Origin of the sequence: Bacillus sp. FSL R7-0646, from assembly GCF_037969865.1 — a bacterium.
Taxonomy (GTDB): Bacteria; Bacillota; Bacilli; order Bacillales; family Bacillaceae; genus Bacillus; species Bacillus licheniformis.
Genome location: NZ_CP150217.1, coordinates 2220701 through 2239155 on the forward strand (window position 1 = coordinate 2220701; position 18455 = coordinate 2239155).

The following is an 18455-nucleotide window of genomic DNA, read 5'->3' on the forward strand; positions in this document are numbered from 1 at the left end:
TCGAACGAACGCAAAAAAACCGCAGTTCTGAACAACTGCGGATTTTTTATCGCTTTGTTTCCGAAATATATCGTTCCCAAGCCTCATCAAATGTCGTCATTGACGATAAATAATCCCCATTAAGCTCAAGGTAAGAGCTGATTTCATCGTAATGAGTTGATGCCTTGGGAAATCCGTGATCAAGGTAAGCATGGTTCGCGAATTCGCTGATCGCGTCCTTCGGTTTCGGATGGCGGTATTTCATTAAATAATGGTAAAAAGACTTCACGGTCTCCCCTCCTGTCCTCTTTTGATGTTCTATTATACAGCCCGTCTGAAAAAATACAAACAAAAAACCCGTTGAAACACGCAAAAAAAAACCGGCAAAAGCCGGCTTCATGAGGAAAAGTCAAAGTAATTCCGCTTCAATATGCGCTCTGTTTTCATCAGCGCATCATATGAAACAGACGATGGCAGTTTTTTTGTATCGATCAAGAGCAGCTGATTTTCAATTTCCCAGGTGACACTGTCCTCCTGATAGACCATCCCGCAACCTTCGCATTCCACCGCAGGTGTGTCGGTGATTTCAATCGCTTTCGTCCCGTCGGGAAGCTCCCAATATACCGCCGTGCGGGCTGCCGCGGCTTTTTCTTCATTGCACCATTCACACTTCTTCATTGCGCATGCCCCTCAGCTTCGCCTTCTTTCTTTTGCTGGGCAAGGAATTTCTTTTCTTTCAATTCATCGCGCTTTGCCCGGCGGCTTTTCAATGTTTCATGATCAGGCCTCTTGGAGTAGCTTTCCCTTCTCTCGAGCCGTTTTAAGCCGTCAGGTGTGTATGAAAGAGCTTGATCCGCATAGATTGCCGATATGCCGATCTCCTCTTTTTCCTTCATCACATCAGGGAAGATTTCGGCAAAATAGTCGTCCGCTCTCCCCGGAACATAGTCTTCAGGCTCAGGATACGACGTAATGACGCCTTCAAAATTGCGGAGCACGACTTTATCGGGGCTTTGCGAAATCAAGTAATTCGGCTGGATGGCGATTTTCCCGCCTCCGCCCGGCGCGTCAACGACAAAGGTCGGCACTGCATAGCCGCTCGTGTGGCCGCGCAAGCCTTCAATGATTTCAAGCCCCTTTGATACAGGCGCTCGGAAATGGCCGATTCCTTCAGACAAGTCGCATTGATAAATATAATACGGACGGACTCTGATTTTCACCAAATCATGCATCAGCTTTTTCATAATGGAAACGCTGTCATTAATGCCTGCCAAAATAACGGCTTGATTGCCGACCGGCACCCCGGCATTGACCAGCTTCTCACAGGCTTCCTTCGCTTCCTTCGTGATTTCAATGCTCGTGTTGAAATGCGTATTCAGCCAGACGGGATGATACTTTTTCAAAATGCTGCATAGCTTGTCGGTAATCCGCTGCGGGAAGACGACTGGGGCCCTTGTGCCGATCCGAATGATTTCCACGTGCGGAATGGCGCGGAGGTTTTTCAAAATATATTCAAGGATCTGGTCGTTAATGAGGAGGCCGTCCCCGCCTGATATCAGCACATCCCTGACATCAGGCGTATCCCGAATATAGCCGATCGCCTGATCGAGCTGCTTTTTCGGCACGCCCATGCCGATTTGCCCGGAAAAACGCCGCCTTGTACAGTATCTGCAATACATCGAGCATTGATTAGTGACGAGAAACAAAACCCGGTCCGGATATCGGTGGGTTAAGCCGGGGACAGGCGAATCTTCATCCTCATGAAGGGGATCTTCAAGGTCGTATTTTGTTTTGTGCATTTCTTCTGCGAGCGGCACCGACTGCATTCTGATCGGACAGCGCGGATCATCCGGATTCATCAGTGAGGCGTAATACGGCGTGATATTTAAAGGGATCGTCTTTGTGGAGATTCGCACCCCTTCTTCTTCCTCTTTCGTAAGATTGACGACTTTTTTCAAATCTTCAAGCGTTCTGACGGTGTTGGTCAGCTGCCATATCCAGTCGTTCCATTTTTCCTCGGGAACATCTTTCCAAAGCTCAATATCCTTCCAGTGCCTTTTCGGCTTAAACAGACCGTTTTCCATCTTCCATCCCCCTATCAGCATTTTCCCTATACTTTTCAGGTTATGTGACCGGCATGAAAAGTGTCTCTTCAAATGTAAAACCCGCGGAAGACCACTTTTTAAGACCGGCTTAAATTTTTGCACCAGATGTTCATATTCTCAATGCTTCTATAAATGAGGCAGTTGTTCAAAAGCCGGCCCCTGTATGAGTATGATAAATGATAAAGACTGGCGTTCATTCCGAAAGAAGCCGCTCTTGCGATTGAAAAAACGCAAAAGATGCCCGATTGTTTCAAGTCGGTTTCAAGCTCGGCAATCAACCGCCTCGTCAATGAAAAGCCCCTGTATTCCGGCAGGACGGCGCAGTCGGTTATTTCCGCATTCCCCAAAGCGGGATTAACGTCTGCGCCTGCTGATGCAATGACTTTTTCGCCGTCAAAAGCGAGGTAGTAAACAGCCCCCTTTCCCATCGCTTCCTTGAGATATGCCGAATCTGAAACAGGTGCGGGATATACAGGAAAGACGCTGTTGTAGAGGTCGGCGAGAACAGGCGCATCAACAGAGACGGCCCGCCTGATTTTAAAGGAAGCGTTTTGGATCTCGGCGATGCGGGGTGTGCTGAACAGCTCTGCCAGCATTTGATCCTGCATAAGCCAGTCAGCGGTTTTTCGCCTGTCTTCTTTTACATATTTTACGAACACGTCAGCATCATGCCCGTTAAAGTATCCGTCGATTTTCCCTTCCGGTTCAAACGTCCGCTCAAGCAATGCGTCTCTGTCAGTCGTTTTGGTGAAAATGATAATTTTCCCTATATCATGTTTTTTTGCTTCTTTCAGTATGTCGGGAAAAAATGAACACACATTGCCTTCATAATTGACAATTCTGATCCTTTTGCTGAACAAGTCGACATCCGCTTCAAGCGTGCAGCTGTCATTGCTCCATTTTTTCACCATGATTTAACCTCCGAAACGGCTGATCTTTTCACCTTTCATAATCACACCAATTCATAATAAACAGGCTGATGATCTTGGCTGACTGGATCAGGGCGTCTTTTTCAATGTATTCGTTTGCCTGGTGGGCCATTTTCGTTTCTCCCGGCCCGAAGACGATGACAGGGGTGCCTCCGGCGTGCGACAATATTCCGCCGTCTGTCGCCCACGGGGAAGCTTCGATGAGCGGAGCCTCTGCCGTGATGGTTTGATAGGCGGATTTCAGCACTTTCGTCAGTTCATGGTCTTCAGCCAAATCGTTAGGAAGCCACATGGCGCCGAACCATTCTATATCAACAGGATAGTGCTTAAACCATTCATCATGGTACTGAAGATCGTTGAGCCAGTTTTCAAGCTCGGACTGGACGGCTTCAGGGGATTCGTTCGGAGCGATTCCGCACCTTCCTTCCAGTGTCACCGTGTCGGCAACCGACGAAGGCCAGGCGCCTCCGTTGATCGTGCCGATGTTGATCGGGACCGGAATCGGGATATTGTCATACAAAGAATCTGTTATTCTCTTATTCCTGACCTGTTCAAGCTGGCGGAGCGATTGAATGACAAGCATGCTTTTTTCGATGGCGCTGACGCCTTCATATCTTGTGCCGCCGTGCGCAGAAAGTCCTTTGACCGTGATTCTGAACCACATTGAGCCCTGCTGTTTAATAAACATTTTCATATTTGTCGGCTCGGGAATCAAAGCGCCGTCCGCTTTGTAGCCCCTCATTACGGCCGCAAGCGTCCCGGCTCCGCCACACTCCTCGTCTACGACACTTTGAAAAATAAGGTCTCCTTTTAGTTGAACCCCGCATTGCTCCAGCGCTTCCATCGCGATTAAAAGAGCGGTATTGCCGCCTTTCATGTCAGTTGTGCCTCGGCCGTATATCCGCCCCTGCTTCACAACCGGCTGAAAAGGCTCCGTCTCCCAGTCTTTTCTGTTTCCTTCAGGCACGACATCGATGTGTCCGTTTAAGATCAGCGATTTCCCGCCGCCCTTTCCTTTTTTAACAGCCGCAATATTCGGGCTTTCTTTAAAGCTTGTTCTGTCTGATTTAAACAGCGGATGCTGTTCCAACTGCTTTATGCTTGGCTCCCAGACATCGATTTCAGCTTCGAATTGCCTCAATTTCTCCAGGACGACGGCCTGGGCGTTAAATTCTCGGCCCATCGTGCTTTTTTCTCCGACGAGTTTTTTCAAAAGGCGAATCGCTTTTTGCTCATGCGAATCGATCCAATCGCACACTTTTCTCTCTATGTTCTCCATCCAATTCCTCCTCTTACGAAAGCGGCCCGTCGATCCGGATCTTTCCCTCCGTCAGCCGCAGCACATCATCAAGATCCTCTTCATTCATCAGCTCTTGTAATACAAAACCGCCGCTGTCAATGGTGATCACGGCTTTTTCTGTAATTACCATGTCGACGCAGCCTTTTGCTGTCAGCGGCAGAGTACAGTCAGCGACAAGTTTGGGTGCACCGTTTTTATCGGTATGGCTCATCACGACAATGACTTTTTTCGCCTTTTGGGCAAGCTCCATCGCCCCTCCCATTCCAGGAACCTTTTTGCCTGGGACGATCCAGTTGGCCAGATCTCCTGACTGGCTGACCTGCAGAGAACCAAGAATGGTGACATCAATCGCACCCTTTCTGATCATGCCGAACGACAGAGCTGAATCAAAATAAGAAGCGCCTTTTACTACGGTGACAGGCCAGCCTGCCGCATTGCAAAGATTCTCATCTTCCTTTCCTTTTTCAGGCGATCCGCCGATGCCGAGAAGCCCGTTTTCAGATTGGATCATTACGGAAGTGCCCGGGTCTAAAAAGTTGGGAACTAAAGACGGAATGCCAATGCCCAGATTGACAATCATTCCGCTTTTGATTTCGCGGGCCGCCCGTTTCGCGATTCTCTCCCGCTCTATGACTCCCAAACCCATTTCCAGTTCACCCCTTCCGTTTCAGCTACACCTTCGACAAAAACACCGGGTGTTACAATTTCTTCTTCATCGAGCTCTCCAATGGGAACGATCCGCTCGACCTCGGCAAATGTCCGATCAGCAGCCATCGCCATAAGCGGGTTCATGTTGCGAGCCGTTTTGTCGTAGATGATATTGCCGAATTCATCGGCGGTTTTTCCATAAATGAAAGCGTATTCCGCACTCAAGGCTTCCTCGGCAAGGTATGCGCGTCCGTTTAATGAAACGATATTCTTTCCTTGGCGCACCATGTCATTATCGATCCCGATATCGGTCAAAATGCCGCCAAGACCTGTGCCGCCCGCACGAATTCGTTCGGCCAGCGTACCTTGCGGAGAAAATTCAACGGCGAGAAAACCGTCGGTCATTTGTTTTCCCGCAACGGGATTTGAACCGATATGAGAAGCGATCAGCCGCCTTACGCGGTTATTGACGATTAATGGGCCGATCCCGATGCCGGGAAATCCTGCATCATTGCATATGACCGTTAAATTTTTTACGCCTTTTTTCAAAATCGCCCGGATGAAAGAAGGCGGTGAACCGACTCCCCCAAATCCGCCAAACATGACGGTCGCTTCGTCTTTCAAATCGGCAATGGCATCTTCAACAGCAATACGTTTGTTCGGCATCGTCATCTTTCGCGCATCACCTTTTCCGCTTGTTTTTCAATCTCATATACGGCATGTTTAAATATTTCAATGAGCTCTTCCATTTCTTTGTCCGATATCGTAAGAGGCGGCGCAATGATGACCGCATCTCCCCCGCCGCCGTCAATACCCGCCTGGGACGGATAAAGAAGCAGTCCTCTTTTTTTCGCTTCGGAAATGACGAGAGCCGACACCGGCATTGAAGAAGGAAATGTCTTTTTGCTTTTTTGATCGGCGACAAATTCAATCCCGAGAAGAAGTCCCTTGCCCCTAACGTCGCCAATAATGCTCGACTGTTTCATAACTTCTTTCAGCATTCTTTTCAGCTTTTCCCCTTTTATCTCGGCTTGTTTGACAAGATCGTGCTTCAGGATGTAGCGGAGAACGGCGAGCGCAGCACGGGCTGAAAAGGGGTTTGCGCTGTACGTATGCCCGCTCATGATGGCCCCTGAGCCGTTTTTGACCGTTTCCATCATGCCGTCGGACATGACCGCTGCGGCAATCGGTGAATAGCCTGCGCTCAGCCCCTTGCCGAGTACGGCAATATCCGGAGTCACACCCCAATGTTCAATCGCCAGCATCCGGCCGGTTCGGCCGATCCCGCTCATGACTTCATCCGCGATAAAGAGAATTTCATTATCTTCGCATATTTCTTTTACTTTTTTATAATAGCCAGCAGGTGCCGTAATAGCTGCTCCAGCAGCCCCAATAACGGGTTCGGCAACGAAGCCCGCGATGAATTGCTTTCCGATCCTTTTAACGGCGAGCTCGATTTCTTTCACGCACGCTTCCTGGCATTCAGGATGAGAAAGCCGGCATCTGTAGCAGTTTGGCGCTGAAGCGGCGGGATACTTGTGCAGCATGTGCGTAAACCTGTAGCGGCGCTCATAAAATCCCGACAGCGACAGGGCTCCATTTGTAATTCCGTGATAGCTGTTCCATCTTGAAAGGAAAATCGTTTTGTCGTTTTGTCCTTTTTCCTGCCAGTATTGAACGGCGATTTTCATGGCGGTTTCAACTGCTTCCGATCCGCTGTTGACAAAGAAAGACCAATTCAGATCACCCGGCAGCCATTCAGCCAGGAGTTCGGCAAGCTGTTCGGCCGGCTCACTTGTAAACTGCGAACGGTAGACGAATGAAACAGCATCAAGCTGCTCTTTGAGAGGCTCAATCACTTCTTGGACACCGTGCCCGAGATTGCAGGTAACAGCCCCCGAACAACCGTCAAGGTAACGCTTTCCGGAATGGTCGACAATCCAGCTTCCTTTTGCATACTGAACGACCGGATAGCTTGCGTGCAGATCCGGCTTAATCAAAAACGACATGAAAACATCCCCCCTTCCCCAATGAGAGGTTTTTCTTTACATTATATGAGTCGGGAAAAGGCGGCATTCTCTTTTCACGCGGAAATGGTTGATTTCGGAGCAAACGCCGTTTTCGCAAACAAAAAAAGGAAGGACATGTCCTTCCTTTTTTTCAGGGCGCGCTGGTTTATATTGACGTTTCATCCTGCAAAGCGACCGTTTCCTTCGTCTGTTTTTCCCATAAATAAAATGATCTCATCATTGAAAACGCAGCGAACGGCGCGGGCAGTGCGACGATGAGGAATAAATATTCCGGACTGACGGCCTCCGACAACATCCCTGCGGCAGCATAGCCGAGCGGCATAAAAGAGCTGTTGACCGCAAAGAAAGCGCCCAGCGATCTGCCTCTATTTTCACCTTCCGTTACCCTTTGCAAGTAACCTTCAATATAGATGTTGACGACGCCGCTGATCATTCCGATGACGATCAAAATCACAGCGCCCAGCACGACATGATCAATCCAGCCGAGAGGAGACAAAAGCAGGCCGAAAATCAGCATTAAAGCAGGCACAGCTGCTTTTGCGTGCTCCGGTTTTGCGATAAAGGACAAGAAAAGCGCCGCACACAGCGTCCCGCACGCCCAAAATGATTGGAAAGCGCCGCCCAGCCAGGCCTGATCTTTTAAAAGCAGCGAAGTCCAAATGACGATATATATCGGAAAACCGCTGAATACAAGCTGCTGTATGCTCGTCCCATACAACAAATACTTGAGCGGCTTATTTTGATACAAGCTTGTAAAACCGCTGAACAATTGTTTATTGGTAAAAGGAATACGCTTTTGGCTGCCCCTTTCATCTTTGATTCTCCACTCCAAAAAGATCGACAAGAAGGAAAGGCTTCCGCACAGCACCCATAACCAGCCAAAATGCAAAAAGGAAAACAGAACCCCTGTGACAAGCGGAACAATCACTTGGATGAGCTGTGTGAGCACTTCTTGAAATGCGATTCCTTTTTCAATTTGTTCTTTTCTCAATGTATCTGGCAAGAGCGATCTTGCAGCGGGTTCGATTGCGGTCAAACATGCCGATACGATCACCCTTGAAGCGGCCAGCAAAAAAACCGAATTCATGCCTGACAGCGCCAAAAATCCGATCATTAAAAATACAGCTGAAATGATCATATCCGAAGCCGCAATGAGCTTTCCCCTGTGAAACCTGTCGGACAGCCAGCCTGTAAACGGCGATACCAAAATCGAGACAGTCAGCCCGATGCCGATCACGACGCTTCCCGAAAGGGCGCTCCCGGTTTCAGATAAGGACCACCATACCAATGAATAATAGAAAAGAATCGAACTAAAGAGCGATAAAAAAGTTCCAGACCACAGTCTGAAAAAGTCCCCTTTTATGACCCAAGCATATTTCAAAGTTTCTCCCCCGTTTGTCCGATATTTTCACCTCATGACCATATTACATACGAATGCAAAATTTTACAACAAAAACAAAAAAAACCTTCCGGATGGAAGGCTTTGTGAGCATGTCAAGCGCCGGGCGTCGGGCTTTTAGCTAGCAAATGAAAGCCGCACCGACAATGATGAGCAAAATAAAGAGGACAACGATGAGTACAAATGTGTTTCTTCCGTGAAACCCGTAGCCGTATCCTCCAGTAGGACAGCAATAATGGGAGTAATGCACAGGCTTATCATCCTTTCGTATAAAGTCTACACCCCAGCCTATGCAGGCCAAGTCCCAATTGGTATGTGCACCTGCCTACTTTATACGAACAAATATTTAAATATTGTCGTGAGCTTTTCCTTCTGCTGAAAGCCCAGCTTTTCATAAAACGTTTTCACCTGATCGCTTCCCGAAGTTACAAGATAGCACGATTCCATGCCCGATTGTTTGGCGGCGGTGAGCATCTGCTTGATAAGGCCCGATCCATAGCCTTTCCGCTGGTATGGCTCCAAAATGGCGACTTCTTCGATTTTAGCAACGTTTTCGTCGTGATCGAGATAAAGCTCAGCACATCCAATCGGTTCGCCTTCTTCCGAGTAGCAGACACACAGCTGAATGATGCCTTCCTCATAAAAAGGATACTTGCGCAGCAGCTTTTCCTTCGCAAACGCTTCATTGATAGACAATGTATCATAAGCCTGCATCATGCGGCAGCCGTCAATGAGCGATTTCTCCGTCCCCCACTCTGCCCGTACACCAGGGGAATCTCCTTTCCAATCTGCAAGCCTGATGGAATAAAACAATTCTTCATCAAGAATATAGCCAAGATCAAAGAGCGACTTTTTCATCGTAAAAGGCAGATCCCGCTTATAAGAGCTTTTCACATGAACATAATTTCGTTTTAAAATTTCGGGTGTCCGAACGAGCAGGGAGTACAGCTCTGTCAGCGGAAAATCGTCCTGCAGCTGCAGAAAATGAGAGGAAAACATCTGCGGGATCTCCTCATCTGTGTATATATGATAATGGGATTCAATTTTTTTGCTGCATGTCAGCATTAAATAACGGTCTTCTGTGTTTGAAATGGATGTCACAACGGCTGCCTCTTTTCTCAAGATGATCTATTGTAATGTTTTTTCGCTTTCAGAGCAGAAAATCCTCTAAAAAAAGATGACCCTTTGAAAAAAGGATCATCTTGCATGCTGCTCTCCTCAGCTTTCCTCTCCGGATTTCTTGCGTTCAAACAGTTTGACATATTCGCCGTATCCTTCTTTCTCAAGGTCGTCCTTCGGCACAAACCGGAGGGCGGCTGAATTGATGCAATAGCGCAGGCCGTCCGGTCCGGGTCCGTCCGGAAACACGTGTCCAAGATGGGAATCGGCAGACTTGCTTCTCACCTCAGTCCGAATCATGCCGTGTGAAGTGTCCAGCTTTTCTTCGATTTCTCCGGCATCGACCGGTTTTGTGAAGCTTGGCCAGCCGCAGTGTGCGTCAAATTTGTCAAGCGATGAAAACAGCGGCTTCCCTGAAACGATATCGACATAGATCCCGTCTTCATGCAGGTCCCAGTACTCGTTTTGGAATGGAGGCTCCGTCCCGTTTTTCTGCGTTACTTCATATTGCATCCGGGTCAGCTGTTTCAGCCGTTCTTCTTTATTGTTCGTCATGCTTTCGCCCCCAATGCTGTTGTAAAAATCCTTCCCTTCCGCTTCCGATCCGATACTGTGTGTAGCGTTCAGGGTGCTTTTTATGATAGTCCTGGTGATACTCCTCAGCCGGATAAAATGGCCCGGCCTCCAGAATGTCGGTCGCGATTGGATCTTTAAAGATGCCGCTTTCTCCGAGCTTTTTCTTCGATTCTTCAGCGAGTTTCCGCTGCTTGTCATTATGGTAAAAAATCGCTGTCCGGTAAGACTCTCCGCGGTCTGCGAATTGTCCTCCGCTGTCAGTGGGATCGATTTGCTGCCAGTAGAGTTCCAGCAGTTTTTCGTATGGAAAGACATCGGGATCAAATGTGATTTGCACCGCTTCCCTATGTCCCGTTGTATTGCTGCACACCTCTTCATAGGTCGGATTTTCCGTATGGCCGCCGGTATAGCCGGATTCGACTTTTAGAATGCCCGGCTGTTCGTCAAAAGGCTTGACCATACACCAAAAGCAGCCTCCGGCAAATGTGGCGAGTTCGCGTTTTTCAGCCATCTGTTCTGCCTCCTTCTCTTCAACACTTGTTGGGAACCATTATATCACAGCATGCTCATTTTTAAGCCCGCTCCCGCTCACAGGAAACAACTTTTAACACATTCATCAGCCGCTGGCTAAAAAGAAAATTATGACAATAATATGTCATTGCCATCGGCATATTCTAAGAAACAGCTGTATTCATATATAATTGCCATAGACCGTTGTTCAATTGATGGTCAAATGAACTAAAAATCTTCTGAAACATACACTTGAAAAGCAAAAATTATGGTATCATAGTGATATCATGTTCATGAAAAATGATAATCATGCTGATTCGGTCATTCCTTTTTAAACAAAGCTGAAATTTGCTAATTATATGGAGGGGCGAAATTTTGAAAGTTAGAGAACAAATGATGTATGATATGGAAGCACTGCTTCGCACAGTATTTAAACAGATACGTGATGAGATAAATGAGCTGCTCGAAAAAGAGATGTCCCGCAATGAATTCATGATTCTCCGCCTGCTGAGCGAGCAAGGTCCAAAGAAAGTCACGGAGTTTGCAACGATTTTAGGCGTTTCAGCAAGCCATATCACAGCTGTAACCGATGCATTGGTTGAAAAAGGCTGGATCACGAGAGTCCGGTCAAAAGAAGACAGACGGATCATCAAAATCCATCTGACAGACGCAGGAAAAGAAATTATCAGATATTTCGAAGAAAAGAAAACGGAATATTATTTCAAGCGGTTCAGCAGCTACAGTGATGAAGAGCTGAAAACGCTGATTGAACTGTTCAGCAAATTGGACAAAAAACGGGAACAGCGCTAATCCGGACTTTACATAAATTGGCCTGAATCCGTGCACCTTAAAATAAAAAAGAGGTGTACTGACCTATGACTGCTCCTTACCTTTGTCCAAACTGCAAAACAAACCGAACACGGTTCAACTTAATCGAACAGTCCCCGACATCCGTTAAGATTGATCCGGCAACAGGGGAAATAGTGGAAACGTATTCAGATGACGAGCTTTCGCCTTTTCACCTGCCGTACAGCGGCCCTGCCATAAAAGTGCAGTGCGGCGCGTGCGGATTAATTGAGGATGAGAAGACTTTTATCAAACTTGCTGAATTCGATAAACGAACATAAAAAAGACAGGATAGATGAACCTCGTTTCATCTATCCTTTTTCATTCAGCTGAATGCGAGTTCAAACGGAGGTGCACACTCTGTTTCTCCCAAGGTGTTTAGCCCTGTACAAACATTGATCGGCTTTTTCAATCAGCTCTCCCGTACTGTGAATCACCTCCGGAAATGCCGCAACTCCAATCGAAACCGTAATATGAATCTTTTTTGAATGAGAAATGAAAAAAGTGTGTGTCTCCACTTCCTTGCGCACCCTCTCAGCAATCTCTGCAGCCTGCGAATGGGAACAGTTCGGCAATATGACCGAAAACTCTTCTCCGCCGTTTCTTGATACGATATCTTCCGATCGGGCAGACTTTTTTAAAATCGTTCCTAATTCTTTTAAAATCGCATCTCCATTTGAATGTCCGTACGTATCATTAATCGTTTTGAAATAATCGATATCGATCAAAAGCAAAGACAGTTTCTCGTTCTTCTCTTTTGCGTTTGAAATATGAGCATTCCATATCGCATCAAATTGCCGGACATTATTCAATCCCGTTAAATAATCAATCGACGATTCCTCTTCATACTTTTTTAACAGAAAATGAGATTTTCTTAAATATGAGACGATGTATACTGACGTAAAGCCGCCGATAGTAGATAAAATCCAGAACCACGTCAATAACATTTTCATTAAGAAGAAATCATGAAGGATCATCAAGATCACAATTGAAATCGCCACATTGGCAAAAATAACTAATGCAAATGTCTTTCGATAAGTGCCGGCGTCTTTATCCATGATCCGAAGAATGAGATAATATCCTGCGAATATCACGATCATACCTATAAGCGCTGCAATCGAGGATGTATTCGTCCCGTAAACAAACCTTCCTCCTATAATCAGCAGAGAACAGATAAAGGCCGGAAAGGCGCCCGTAAATAAAAACAAAATCATGACGGGGACATAACGCAAGTCGACGATCGTCTCATCGGTTGCCTGGATCGAAAAGAACATAAGCACATTTCCGAGCACCCCGCCAAGAATGCCGTCAATCCAATCAAGTTGTTTGTTTGTAGCTTTTCGGGAAAAAATATTCCACTTTAGCTGAGTGTAAATAAAGAGCGAAGTAATTAAAATGCACAAATTCAAAAATAAATCGATTAAAAACATGACAAGCCCCCAGCGCCAAACTCATTTTATATTGTATATATCGTCAATTATTAAGACGTTAAAAGCATTTTTGTTCCTTTCTTCAGACGCCCGGCGGGATCTGGTTTCCGAGGCTTGCCGGAGGAGCTTGCTTTCATTTTTCAAATAGAACGAGGTGCTTCCACTTCCCGTAGCGGTAATATAAAAAGGCGGTCAGGCTGCTCAGCATAAAGCTCATTCCGATGCCCAGCGCTATGCCGTTCTCGCCAAGCCACTTTGAAAATAGATATGTAAACGGATAGCGCAAAGCCCAAAAAGAAATCACGTTCAGCACCAAAATTTGAAACATCGCTCCGGCTGCCCTTACAACACCGTTCAACACAAAGTTAATTCCGATAAACGGATAGAAAAAAGCAATCGTTTTTAAATACTCTTCCCCGAATGCGGCTGAATCGGCTTCCGATATAAACAGCCTGACCGCGTGATAGCCTGTCAGAAATATCGCGGTGCTGACGGCAGCCATAAACAGCAGGACATAAATGACGCCGTAGTTGGCGATTTTTTTCGTACGCTCCATGTCGCCGCTTCCGAAGGTTTGGCCAGCCATACTGTTGACAGCCGTGCCGATGGCCATCGCTGGGAGAATCAGCAGGCTGTCAAGCCGCTGTACCGCGCCAAACCCTGACACGACGCTTTCTCCAAATGAATTGACAACGCTCATAATCGCCATCGAGCCGCCTGAAATCACCATCATTTGCAAGCCGGCAGGCACTCCGAGCTTCAAAATGACGGACGTCTCTGCCAGCGATGGAAGCGCCGGCTTTGAAAATGGAACAAGCTGCTTTCTCACCGTATAGACCACTCCGTAAATAAAAGCAATCCCTTGGGACACGACGGTTGCATAGGCCGCTCCGGCAATTCCGAGGTTGAATACCGAGATAAACAGCGGATCCATGAACAGGTTCAGGATGACGGCCAACAGGACGAAACGCAAAGGTGTTTGACTGTCGCCGACCGCTCTTAATACTGTACTGATGAAATTATAGCCGAATAAAAATATAATCCCGATAAAATGAATCCTCAAATAGCTTACGGCCAAATCCATCATATTGCCAGGCGTTTGAAGTAGCGAGAGCAAAGGCTCTGTGAAAAAATAGCCGATAACCCCGAGCAATACGCTCATCGCCGTCATCAGAACGACAAACGCGTTTACATATGATGCCAGTCCCTTTTTATCCCCTTTTCCTTTTTGCTGCGCAAGAATCGTCAGCGCCGCATTGTTGACGCCCAATACGAACGACAGCACCGTAAAGAAAACCGTTCCTGAGACGGCCGCAGCACCAAGAGCTTTTGCTCCGAGCAGATTTCCGACCCACAAGCTGTCGACGAATTGGAATGAAATCTGCAAAAGATTGGCTAAAATGATCGGTCCGGAAAAATAGACCAGCTGTTTAAATACATTTCCGTATGTAAAGTCCGTTTTCATTGTTTTCTCCTTTTCATCTGTCGTCTTGATCACATGTGACCGATGGCTTCGCAGCCTCATATGATGTCAGAAAGCATGCAAAGGGGCGTGACAAGATGTTCTCTGCAGTTCATAATGCCCGTTATATGGCGGAAGGCTTCCAGGGGAGCCGCTATGATGTTCTGCCTGCCGAGGCGCCCTTTTATTTTCGAAACAGCGGAAAAGCAGTGATGATCAGACTGCTCCACGCGGCTCCTCATACCGACAATCTCGACGTTTTCGTAAACGGGATATCCGTTTTTCGAAACGTCTCCTATACAGATTTATCTTCTTATGTCCGGTTTCCTGCCGGCCGTATTCAAATCGACGTTTTTCGAAGAGGCTGGGCGAACGGTCCCCTGCTTACGGTACAGTATCACCTGATCCACGGCCGGTACTGCACGGTTGCTGTCACAGGCACAGCCGCAAAGCTCGTTCCCGTCGGAATGTATGACCAGCCTGCGGCTGATCCGGAAAGCCGCAGCATTCGATGCGTCCATCTCTCGCCGGACTCTCCCGCTCTTGACTTTGCAGTGCAAAACGGACCTGTCCTGTTTTCCGGCGTCCCCTTTCAATCTGTTACCCGGTACATCCCGGTGCGTTCACAGAAAATGGACGTCGAGCTGAGGGGGGCCGGTTCAACAGCAGTCCTGCTGAAGGCCCCGAGGATCACGCTTCATGCCGGCGAATCCACAACGTTGTATGGCCTCGGTTTCGTCAACGGCTCTCCTTCTCTCGAAATAAAAGCGGCGCCGTTTCCCGTCAAAGCTCCGCCTTCATAGCGAAAAAAAAGAGACCCGATGTCTCTTTTACAGTCTGCTGAATGCAGGGACAACAAAATCCTAAAACGATCTCATGTTTTAGGATTTTGCCGGCAATTATTGATTGTGATGGTCAGTTTTTTTGTGTTTTTTTGCATCAAGAGTAAAAATCATAATGCTTAAAAACAACGCACAATACCCGATGTTCAAATACATCTTGTCCATGTTTTCATCAACGAAACTGAAGGCGGCGAGACCGCCGAAGTACAGTGAAAACAACATAGACAACAAGCTGAAATATGTGTAGATACGTTCCATATGTTCACCCCTGTAAACCCCGCTGCACGATTTATGAATCTGTTTGTGCAGGCTTGTAATAAACAAATTCGATTTGATCTTTTTCTAAATCAATGTCTTTTGCTTTCACATACATTCCGTTTTTAAGCGGCATCTCTGACAGACGAACTTGAATTTCTTTAGCGTCTGAACGAACGTGTACAAAATCAGGAAGGTCATAAAATTGATCCATGTAGTTGAGCACCATCGATATCGGAACATTCAACTTGCCGATCGAAAATCTCGTCACGTCAAGGACCACGTCTCCGTTTTTTTCCACCGTCGGCCGAAAGGACACCCTCGCATCGACTGTCGAGGAAAAGGCGCGGATCGCACCGACGATATGGAATTCATCATCGATTTCGATTTGATAGTCAAGATCAGGCGAAGACTCCTTTTCCAAGTACGTGTTGATGAATGCGGCCAATGAATCTTTCGTGCTCGTCACGTTCAATTGATATTCGCTCGGAGTCGGACGCGGCGGCTCCTTTTGTCCGCCGGGCAGGGAAATGAGAATGAAAATCCCGGCAAGTATCATGACGTTGACTGCTGCTAAAATTAAAAATAAGCTCTTCCATTTCTTCATTTTTTTCACCTTATTCTGCTGGGAGGTCTTCGTTTTTAATTTGTTCGTAAACGCGTTTCGCTATTAAAGAATACCCGTATTGATTAGGATGAAACTCGTCTTCTGCAATCTTCTTTTCATCGCTGTATTCCTCAAAAATATCAGCGATATCCGCCATTTTCGTGTTGGAGACCTTCTTCAGCCTTTTTTCCGCGCCTTCATTCCATTCGTCTACGACTTGGTCAACTTCCCGCAGTTCAGACAGCGTAAACTTAAACGGATTATACATGCTGACATAAATCAATTCAGCGCTGGCGTTTTGCTCTCTGATTTCCGCTAAAATATTCGAAAACCGCTTTTCAAACAGTTTTTGTTCAGCACGGAAAGGTGTGAGCGTTAAGTGCGCGAAGTTTTGGCGGACGACTTTCATCAGGTCGTTGCCCCCGATTGTAAACAAAATGTAGTCTGCATCTTTCAGGCCCTCTTGTACTTCTTTGTCTTTTAATCTTTCAAGCAGCTGATCAGTCCGGGAGCCTTTAACGGCATAATTTTTGACCGTTACGGACTTCACATCGCTCCGGCTTTCAAGCTCATCGGCCACCATGCCGACATAGCCTTTCTTTTCTTGATCGCCTACCCCCTCTGTCAGAGAATCGCCCACCGCTGCAATCACGATATCGCGCTTAGGGGAGACCGATGTTTTTTCAACGCCCGCATTCCACTCCGTACAGGCTGAAAGCAGACAGACGAGGGCCATCATGACTGTAATAAAACGTATGTTCAATAATGATGCCCCTTCCTTCTTGATAACCTAAAAAAAAGTGTACCATGTTTTGATTCTTTTGAAAATCATTTGGCCGATGTAAAAAAAAGCCTGTTTTCCGGTGTTCAGGAAACAGGCTTTAGCGGCAGGTCGCCCGTTTTTATCAACGGTTTTCCAGCGTCTTAATATCGGCGATGATTTCATCGTACGGCGTATTTCTTGCACCGTCATAATCCTTGACGACTTTGCCGTTTTGATCGACTAGATAAAATGACGATTGGTGAATCACCTGATCCTCATCTTCAGGTTTTTTCACGATTGATTTAAAGCTTTTCAGCGCAAACTTTTCGATTTCTTCCTGCGAGTATCCGGTTAAAAAGTCCCAATTTTGAAAACTGAGCGGGTAGTTGGCCGCAAATTTCTTCAATTTTTCAGGCGTATCATTTTCGGGATCAACGCTGAATGAGACGATGCGGGCCTGCAGGTTTTCCTCTTCCATTTGTTTTTGCAGTTCAGCCATATGTGAAGTCATCGGCGGACAGATCGTTTCACAGTTCGTAAATATAAAGTCAGCCACCCACACCTGGCCTTTTAAACTTTCAAGAGTCACCGCTTTCCCGTCTTGATTTTGAAAAGAAAAAGACTGTACATCATAGTTCAAAGGATTATCAATCTTGCTAGTTCCGCAGGACGAAAGAAACACTGTGAGAATACCTGCAAGGAAAATGCCAAAAACGTTTTTCAATCCTTCCATCCCCTTTTTCAATCGGTGTAAAAGGTAAAACCGATCGCTCCTTTTCCGGTATGAACCGAGATAATCGGTGTGGTGTAGTCAATATCAATATCGATTCCCGGGATATGTTCAAGCAAGGAGTCTTTCAGCCGATGGGCGAGATCGAGCGCATCGGCATGGGCGATTCCGATCGCCTGTACCGTCCTTCCCTTAACCGCTGAAACAAATTGACCAGTTAAATAACGGATAAGCTGACTGCTGCTCCGGACATTTTTTTCAGGCGTATAGATTCCGTCCTCAAGCCTCGCGATCGGCTTAACCTTGAGCAATGAGCCGAGCAGCGCTTTTCCCCTCCCGATGCGGCCGCCTTTGATCAAGTTGTCAAAATGATCAATTGTCACATAGAGGGAAGTCCGGTCGCGCAAGTTCTCCAAGTCTTTTACAATCGCTTCGGCCGTCATGCCCTCTTCGGCCAGCAAGGCGGCCCGCACGACCTGAAAACCGAGGCCTTTTGAAATATACATGGAATCAATCACCGTAATGTTCCCGCCGACCATATTTGAAGCGCTTACAGCAGTCTGGTATGTCCCGCTCAATTCGCTTGAGAGATGGATGCTGATCACTTCGCTTCCGTCAGCGGTCAGCTCTTCATACAGTTCGATAAAAGCGCCTAGAGGCGGCTGTGAACTTTTCGGGAGTTCTGCGGCGCTCTCCATTTTCTCAATAAATTCGTCCGGCTGAATATCGAATCTGTCTCTGTATACAGTGCCGTCGATCGATATCGAGAGCGGAAGAACGGAAATATGATATTTTCTGAGCAGTTCTTCGCTCAAGTCAGCGGTCGAGTCCGTTACAATTTTAATGCTTGTCAATTCCCTTCACATCCTGTCGGTTCAAATGGTGTATTTTCTAGTGAGGCCAAATCCGCATGAAAAATTCTTTG

23 protein-coding genes are annotated in these 18455 nt (G+C 46.9%); 3 read left to right on the forward strand and 20 right to left on the reverse strand.

Features of this window, described 5'->3' with window-relative positions; genetic code table 11:
- Window positions 1–46 precede the first annotated feature (46 nt).
- From MKY62_RS11350 to msrA, 13 genes are all read right to left on the reverse strand, one after another.
- A complete protein-coding gene (locus tag MKY62_RS11350; RefSeq protein WP_003182759.1) occupies window positions 47–268 on the reverse strand; it encodes a YozE family protein in 222 nt (73 codons plus the stop codon).
- A 107-nt stretch (window positions 269–375) separates the two neighbouring features.
- Window positions 376–657 (reverse strand): YokU family protein, encoded by a 282-nt coding sequence (locus tag MKY62_RS11355; protein ID WP_003182761.1) that lies wholly within the window; start codon window positions 655–657, stop codon window positions 376–378.
- A complete protein-coding gene (ablA, locus tag MKY62_RS11360; protein ID WP_016886698.1) occupies window positions 654–2063 on the reverse strand; it encodes a lysine 2,3-aminomutase in 1410 nt (469 codons plus the stop codon). The genes MKY62_RS11355 and ablA overlap by 4 nt, the downstream gene beginning before the upstream one ends.
- A gap of 98 nt (window positions 2064–2161) precedes the next feature.
- Complete coding sequence (gene ablB / locus MKY62_RS11365) at window positions 2162–2995, reverse strand: putative beta-lysine N-acetyltransferase (protein WP_003182763.1); 834 nt, start codon at window positions 2993–2995, stop codon at window positions 2162–2164.
- Between the two features lie 28 nt (window positions 2996–3023).
- Complete coding sequence (locus MKY62_RS11370; protein ID WP_003182765.1) at window positions 3024–4292, reverse strand: peptidase; 1269 nt, start codon at window positions 4290–4292, stop codon at window positions 3024–3026.
- 13 nt (window positions 4293–4305) lie between these two features.
- Complete coding sequence (locus MKY62_RS11375) at window positions 4306–4959, reverse strand: 3-oxoacid CoA-transferase subunit B (RefSeq protein WP_003182767.1); 654 nt, start codon at window positions 4957–4959, stop codon at window positions 4306–4308.
- Window positions 4941–5633: a CoA transferase subunit A gene (locus MKY62_RS11380; protein ID WP_003182769.1), complete on the reverse strand. Its 693-nt coding sequence runs from the start codon at window positions 5631–5633 to the stop codon at window positions 4941–4943. The genes MKY62_RS11375 and MKY62_RS11380 overlap by 19 nt, the downstream gene beginning before the upstream one ends.
- Complete coding sequence (locus MKY62_RS11385) at window positions 5630–6970, reverse strand: aspartate aminotransferase family protein (RefSeq protein ID WP_003182770.1); 1341 nt, start codon at window positions 6968–6970, stop codon at window positions 5630–5632. The genes MKY62_RS11380 and MKY62_RS11385 overlap by 4 nt, the downstream gene beginning before the upstream one ends.
- Window positions 6971–7136: 166 nt before the next feature.
- Window positions 7137–8372, reverse strand: coding sequence for an MFS transporter (locus tag MKY62_RS11390; RefSeq protein WP_016886699.1), 1236 nt, complete (start codon window positions 8370–8372; stop codon window positions 7137–7139).
- A 139-nt stretch (window positions 8373–8511) separates the two neighbouring features.
- Window positions 8512–8640 carry a YjcZ family sporulation protein gene (locus MKY62_RS11395; protein ID WP_003182774.1) on the reverse strand — a complete coding sequence of 43 codons (129 nt, stop codon included), beginning with the start codon at window positions 8638–8640 and terminating at the stop codon, window positions 8512–8514.
- Between the two features lie 80 nt (window positions 8641–8720).
- Window positions 8721–9491, reverse strand: a complete 771-nt coding sequence (locus MKY62_RS11400) for a GNAT family N-acetyltransferase (RefSeq protein WP_009328051.1) — start codon at window positions 9489–9491, stop codon at window positions 8721–8723.
- A 117-nt stretch (window positions 9492–9608) separates the two neighbouring features.
- Window positions 9609–10064 carry a peptide-methionine (R)-S-oxide reductase MsrB gene (gene msrB / locus MKY62_RS11405; protein ID WP_003182780.1) on the reverse strand — a complete coding sequence of 152 codons (456 nt, stop codon included), beginning with the start codon at window positions 10062–10064 and terminating at the stop codon, window positions 9609–9611.
- Window positions 10051–10596, reverse strand: coding sequence for a peptide-methionine (S)-S-oxide reductase MsrA (gene msrA, locus MKY62_RS11410; RefSeq protein ID WP_003182781.1), 546 nt, complete (start codon window positions 10594–10596; stop codon window positions 10051–10053). The genes msrB and msrA overlap by 14 nt, the downstream gene beginning before the upstream one ends.
- 374 nt (window positions 10597–10970) lie before the next feature.
- Here msrA and MKY62_RS11415 point away from each other — a divergent pair, with 374 nt between their 5' ends.
- Both MKY62_RS11415 and MKY62_RS11420 read left to right on the forward strand, forming a co-directional pair.
- A complete protein-coding gene (locus MKY62_RS11415; RefSeq protein ID WP_003182782.1) occupies window positions 10971–11405 on the forward strand; it encodes a MarR family transcriptional regulator in 435 nt (144 codons plus the stop codon).
- Window positions 11406–11470: 65 nt separating this feature from the next.
- Complete coding sequence (locus MKY62_RS11420) at window positions 11471–11722, forward strand: hypothetical protein (protein WP_003182784.1); 252 nt, start codon at window positions 11471–11473, stop codon at window positions 11720–11722.
- A gap of 60 nt (window positions 11723–11782) precedes the next feature.
- Here the strand turns inward: MKY62_RS11420 and MKY62_RS11425 are convergent, their stop codons facing one another.
- Window positions 11783–12871, reverse strand: a complete 1089-nt coding sequence (locus tag MKY62_RS11425) for a diguanylate cyclase (RefSeq protein WP_003182786.1) — start codon at window positions 12869–12871, stop codon at window positions 11783–11785.
- Between the two features lie 133 nt (window positions 12872–13004).
- Window positions 13005–14336 carry an MATE family efflux transporter gene (locus MKY62_RS11430; protein WP_003182788.1) on the reverse strand — a complete coding sequence of 444 codons (1332 nt, stop codon included), beginning with the start codon at window positions 14334–14336 and terminating at the stop codon, window positions 13005–13007.
- 95 nt (window positions 14337–14431) lie between these two features.
- Between MKY62_RS11430 and MKY62_RS11435 the strand changes: the two genes are divergently transcribed.
- Entirely contained in the window at window positions 14432–15136 is a 705-nt protein-coding gene (locus MKY62_RS11435) for a DUF4397 domain-containing protein (protein WP_003182790.1), read from the forward strand.
- A gap of 96 nt (window positions 15137–15232) precedes the next feature.
- Here MKY62_RS11435 and ypmT read toward each other — a convergent pair whose 3' ends face one another.
- From ypmT to MKY62_RS11460, 5 genes are all read right to left on the reverse strand, one after another.
- Window positions 15233–15433: a protein YpmT gene (gene ypmT, locus MKY62_RS11440; RefSeq protein ID WP_003182792.1), complete on the reverse strand. Its 201-nt coding sequence runs from the start codon at window positions 15431–15433 to the stop codon at window positions 15233–15235.
- Between the two features lie 31 nt (window positions 15434–15464).
- Window positions 15465–16037, reverse strand: coding sequence for a YpmS family protein (locus MKY62_RS11445; RefSeq protein WP_003182793.1), 573 nt, complete (start codon window positions 16035–16037; stop codon window positions 15465–15467).
- 10 nt (window positions 16038–16047) lie between these two features.
- Window positions 16048–16800 (reverse strand): SGNH/GDSL hydrolase family protein, encoded by a 753-nt coding sequence (locus MKY62_RS11450; RefSeq protein WP_003182794.1) that lies wholly within the window; start codon window positions 16798–16800, stop codon window positions 16048–16050.
- Window positions 16801–16942: 142 nt separating this feature from the next.
- The gene (locus MKY62_RS11455) at window positions 16943–17524 is read right to left on the reverse strand and encodes an SCO family protein (RefSeq protein WP_003182796.1); all 582 of its coding nucleotides are present in this window, start codon (window positions 17522–17524) and stop codon (window positions 16943–16945) included.
- 17 nt (window positions 17525–17541) lie between these two features.
- Window positions 17542–18384: a DegV family protein gene (locus MKY62_RS11460; RefSeq protein ID WP_003182798.1), complete on the reverse strand. Its 843-nt coding sequence runs from the start codon at window positions 18382–18384 to the stop codon at window positions 17542–17544.
- Window positions 18385–18455 lie beyond the last annotated feature (71 nt).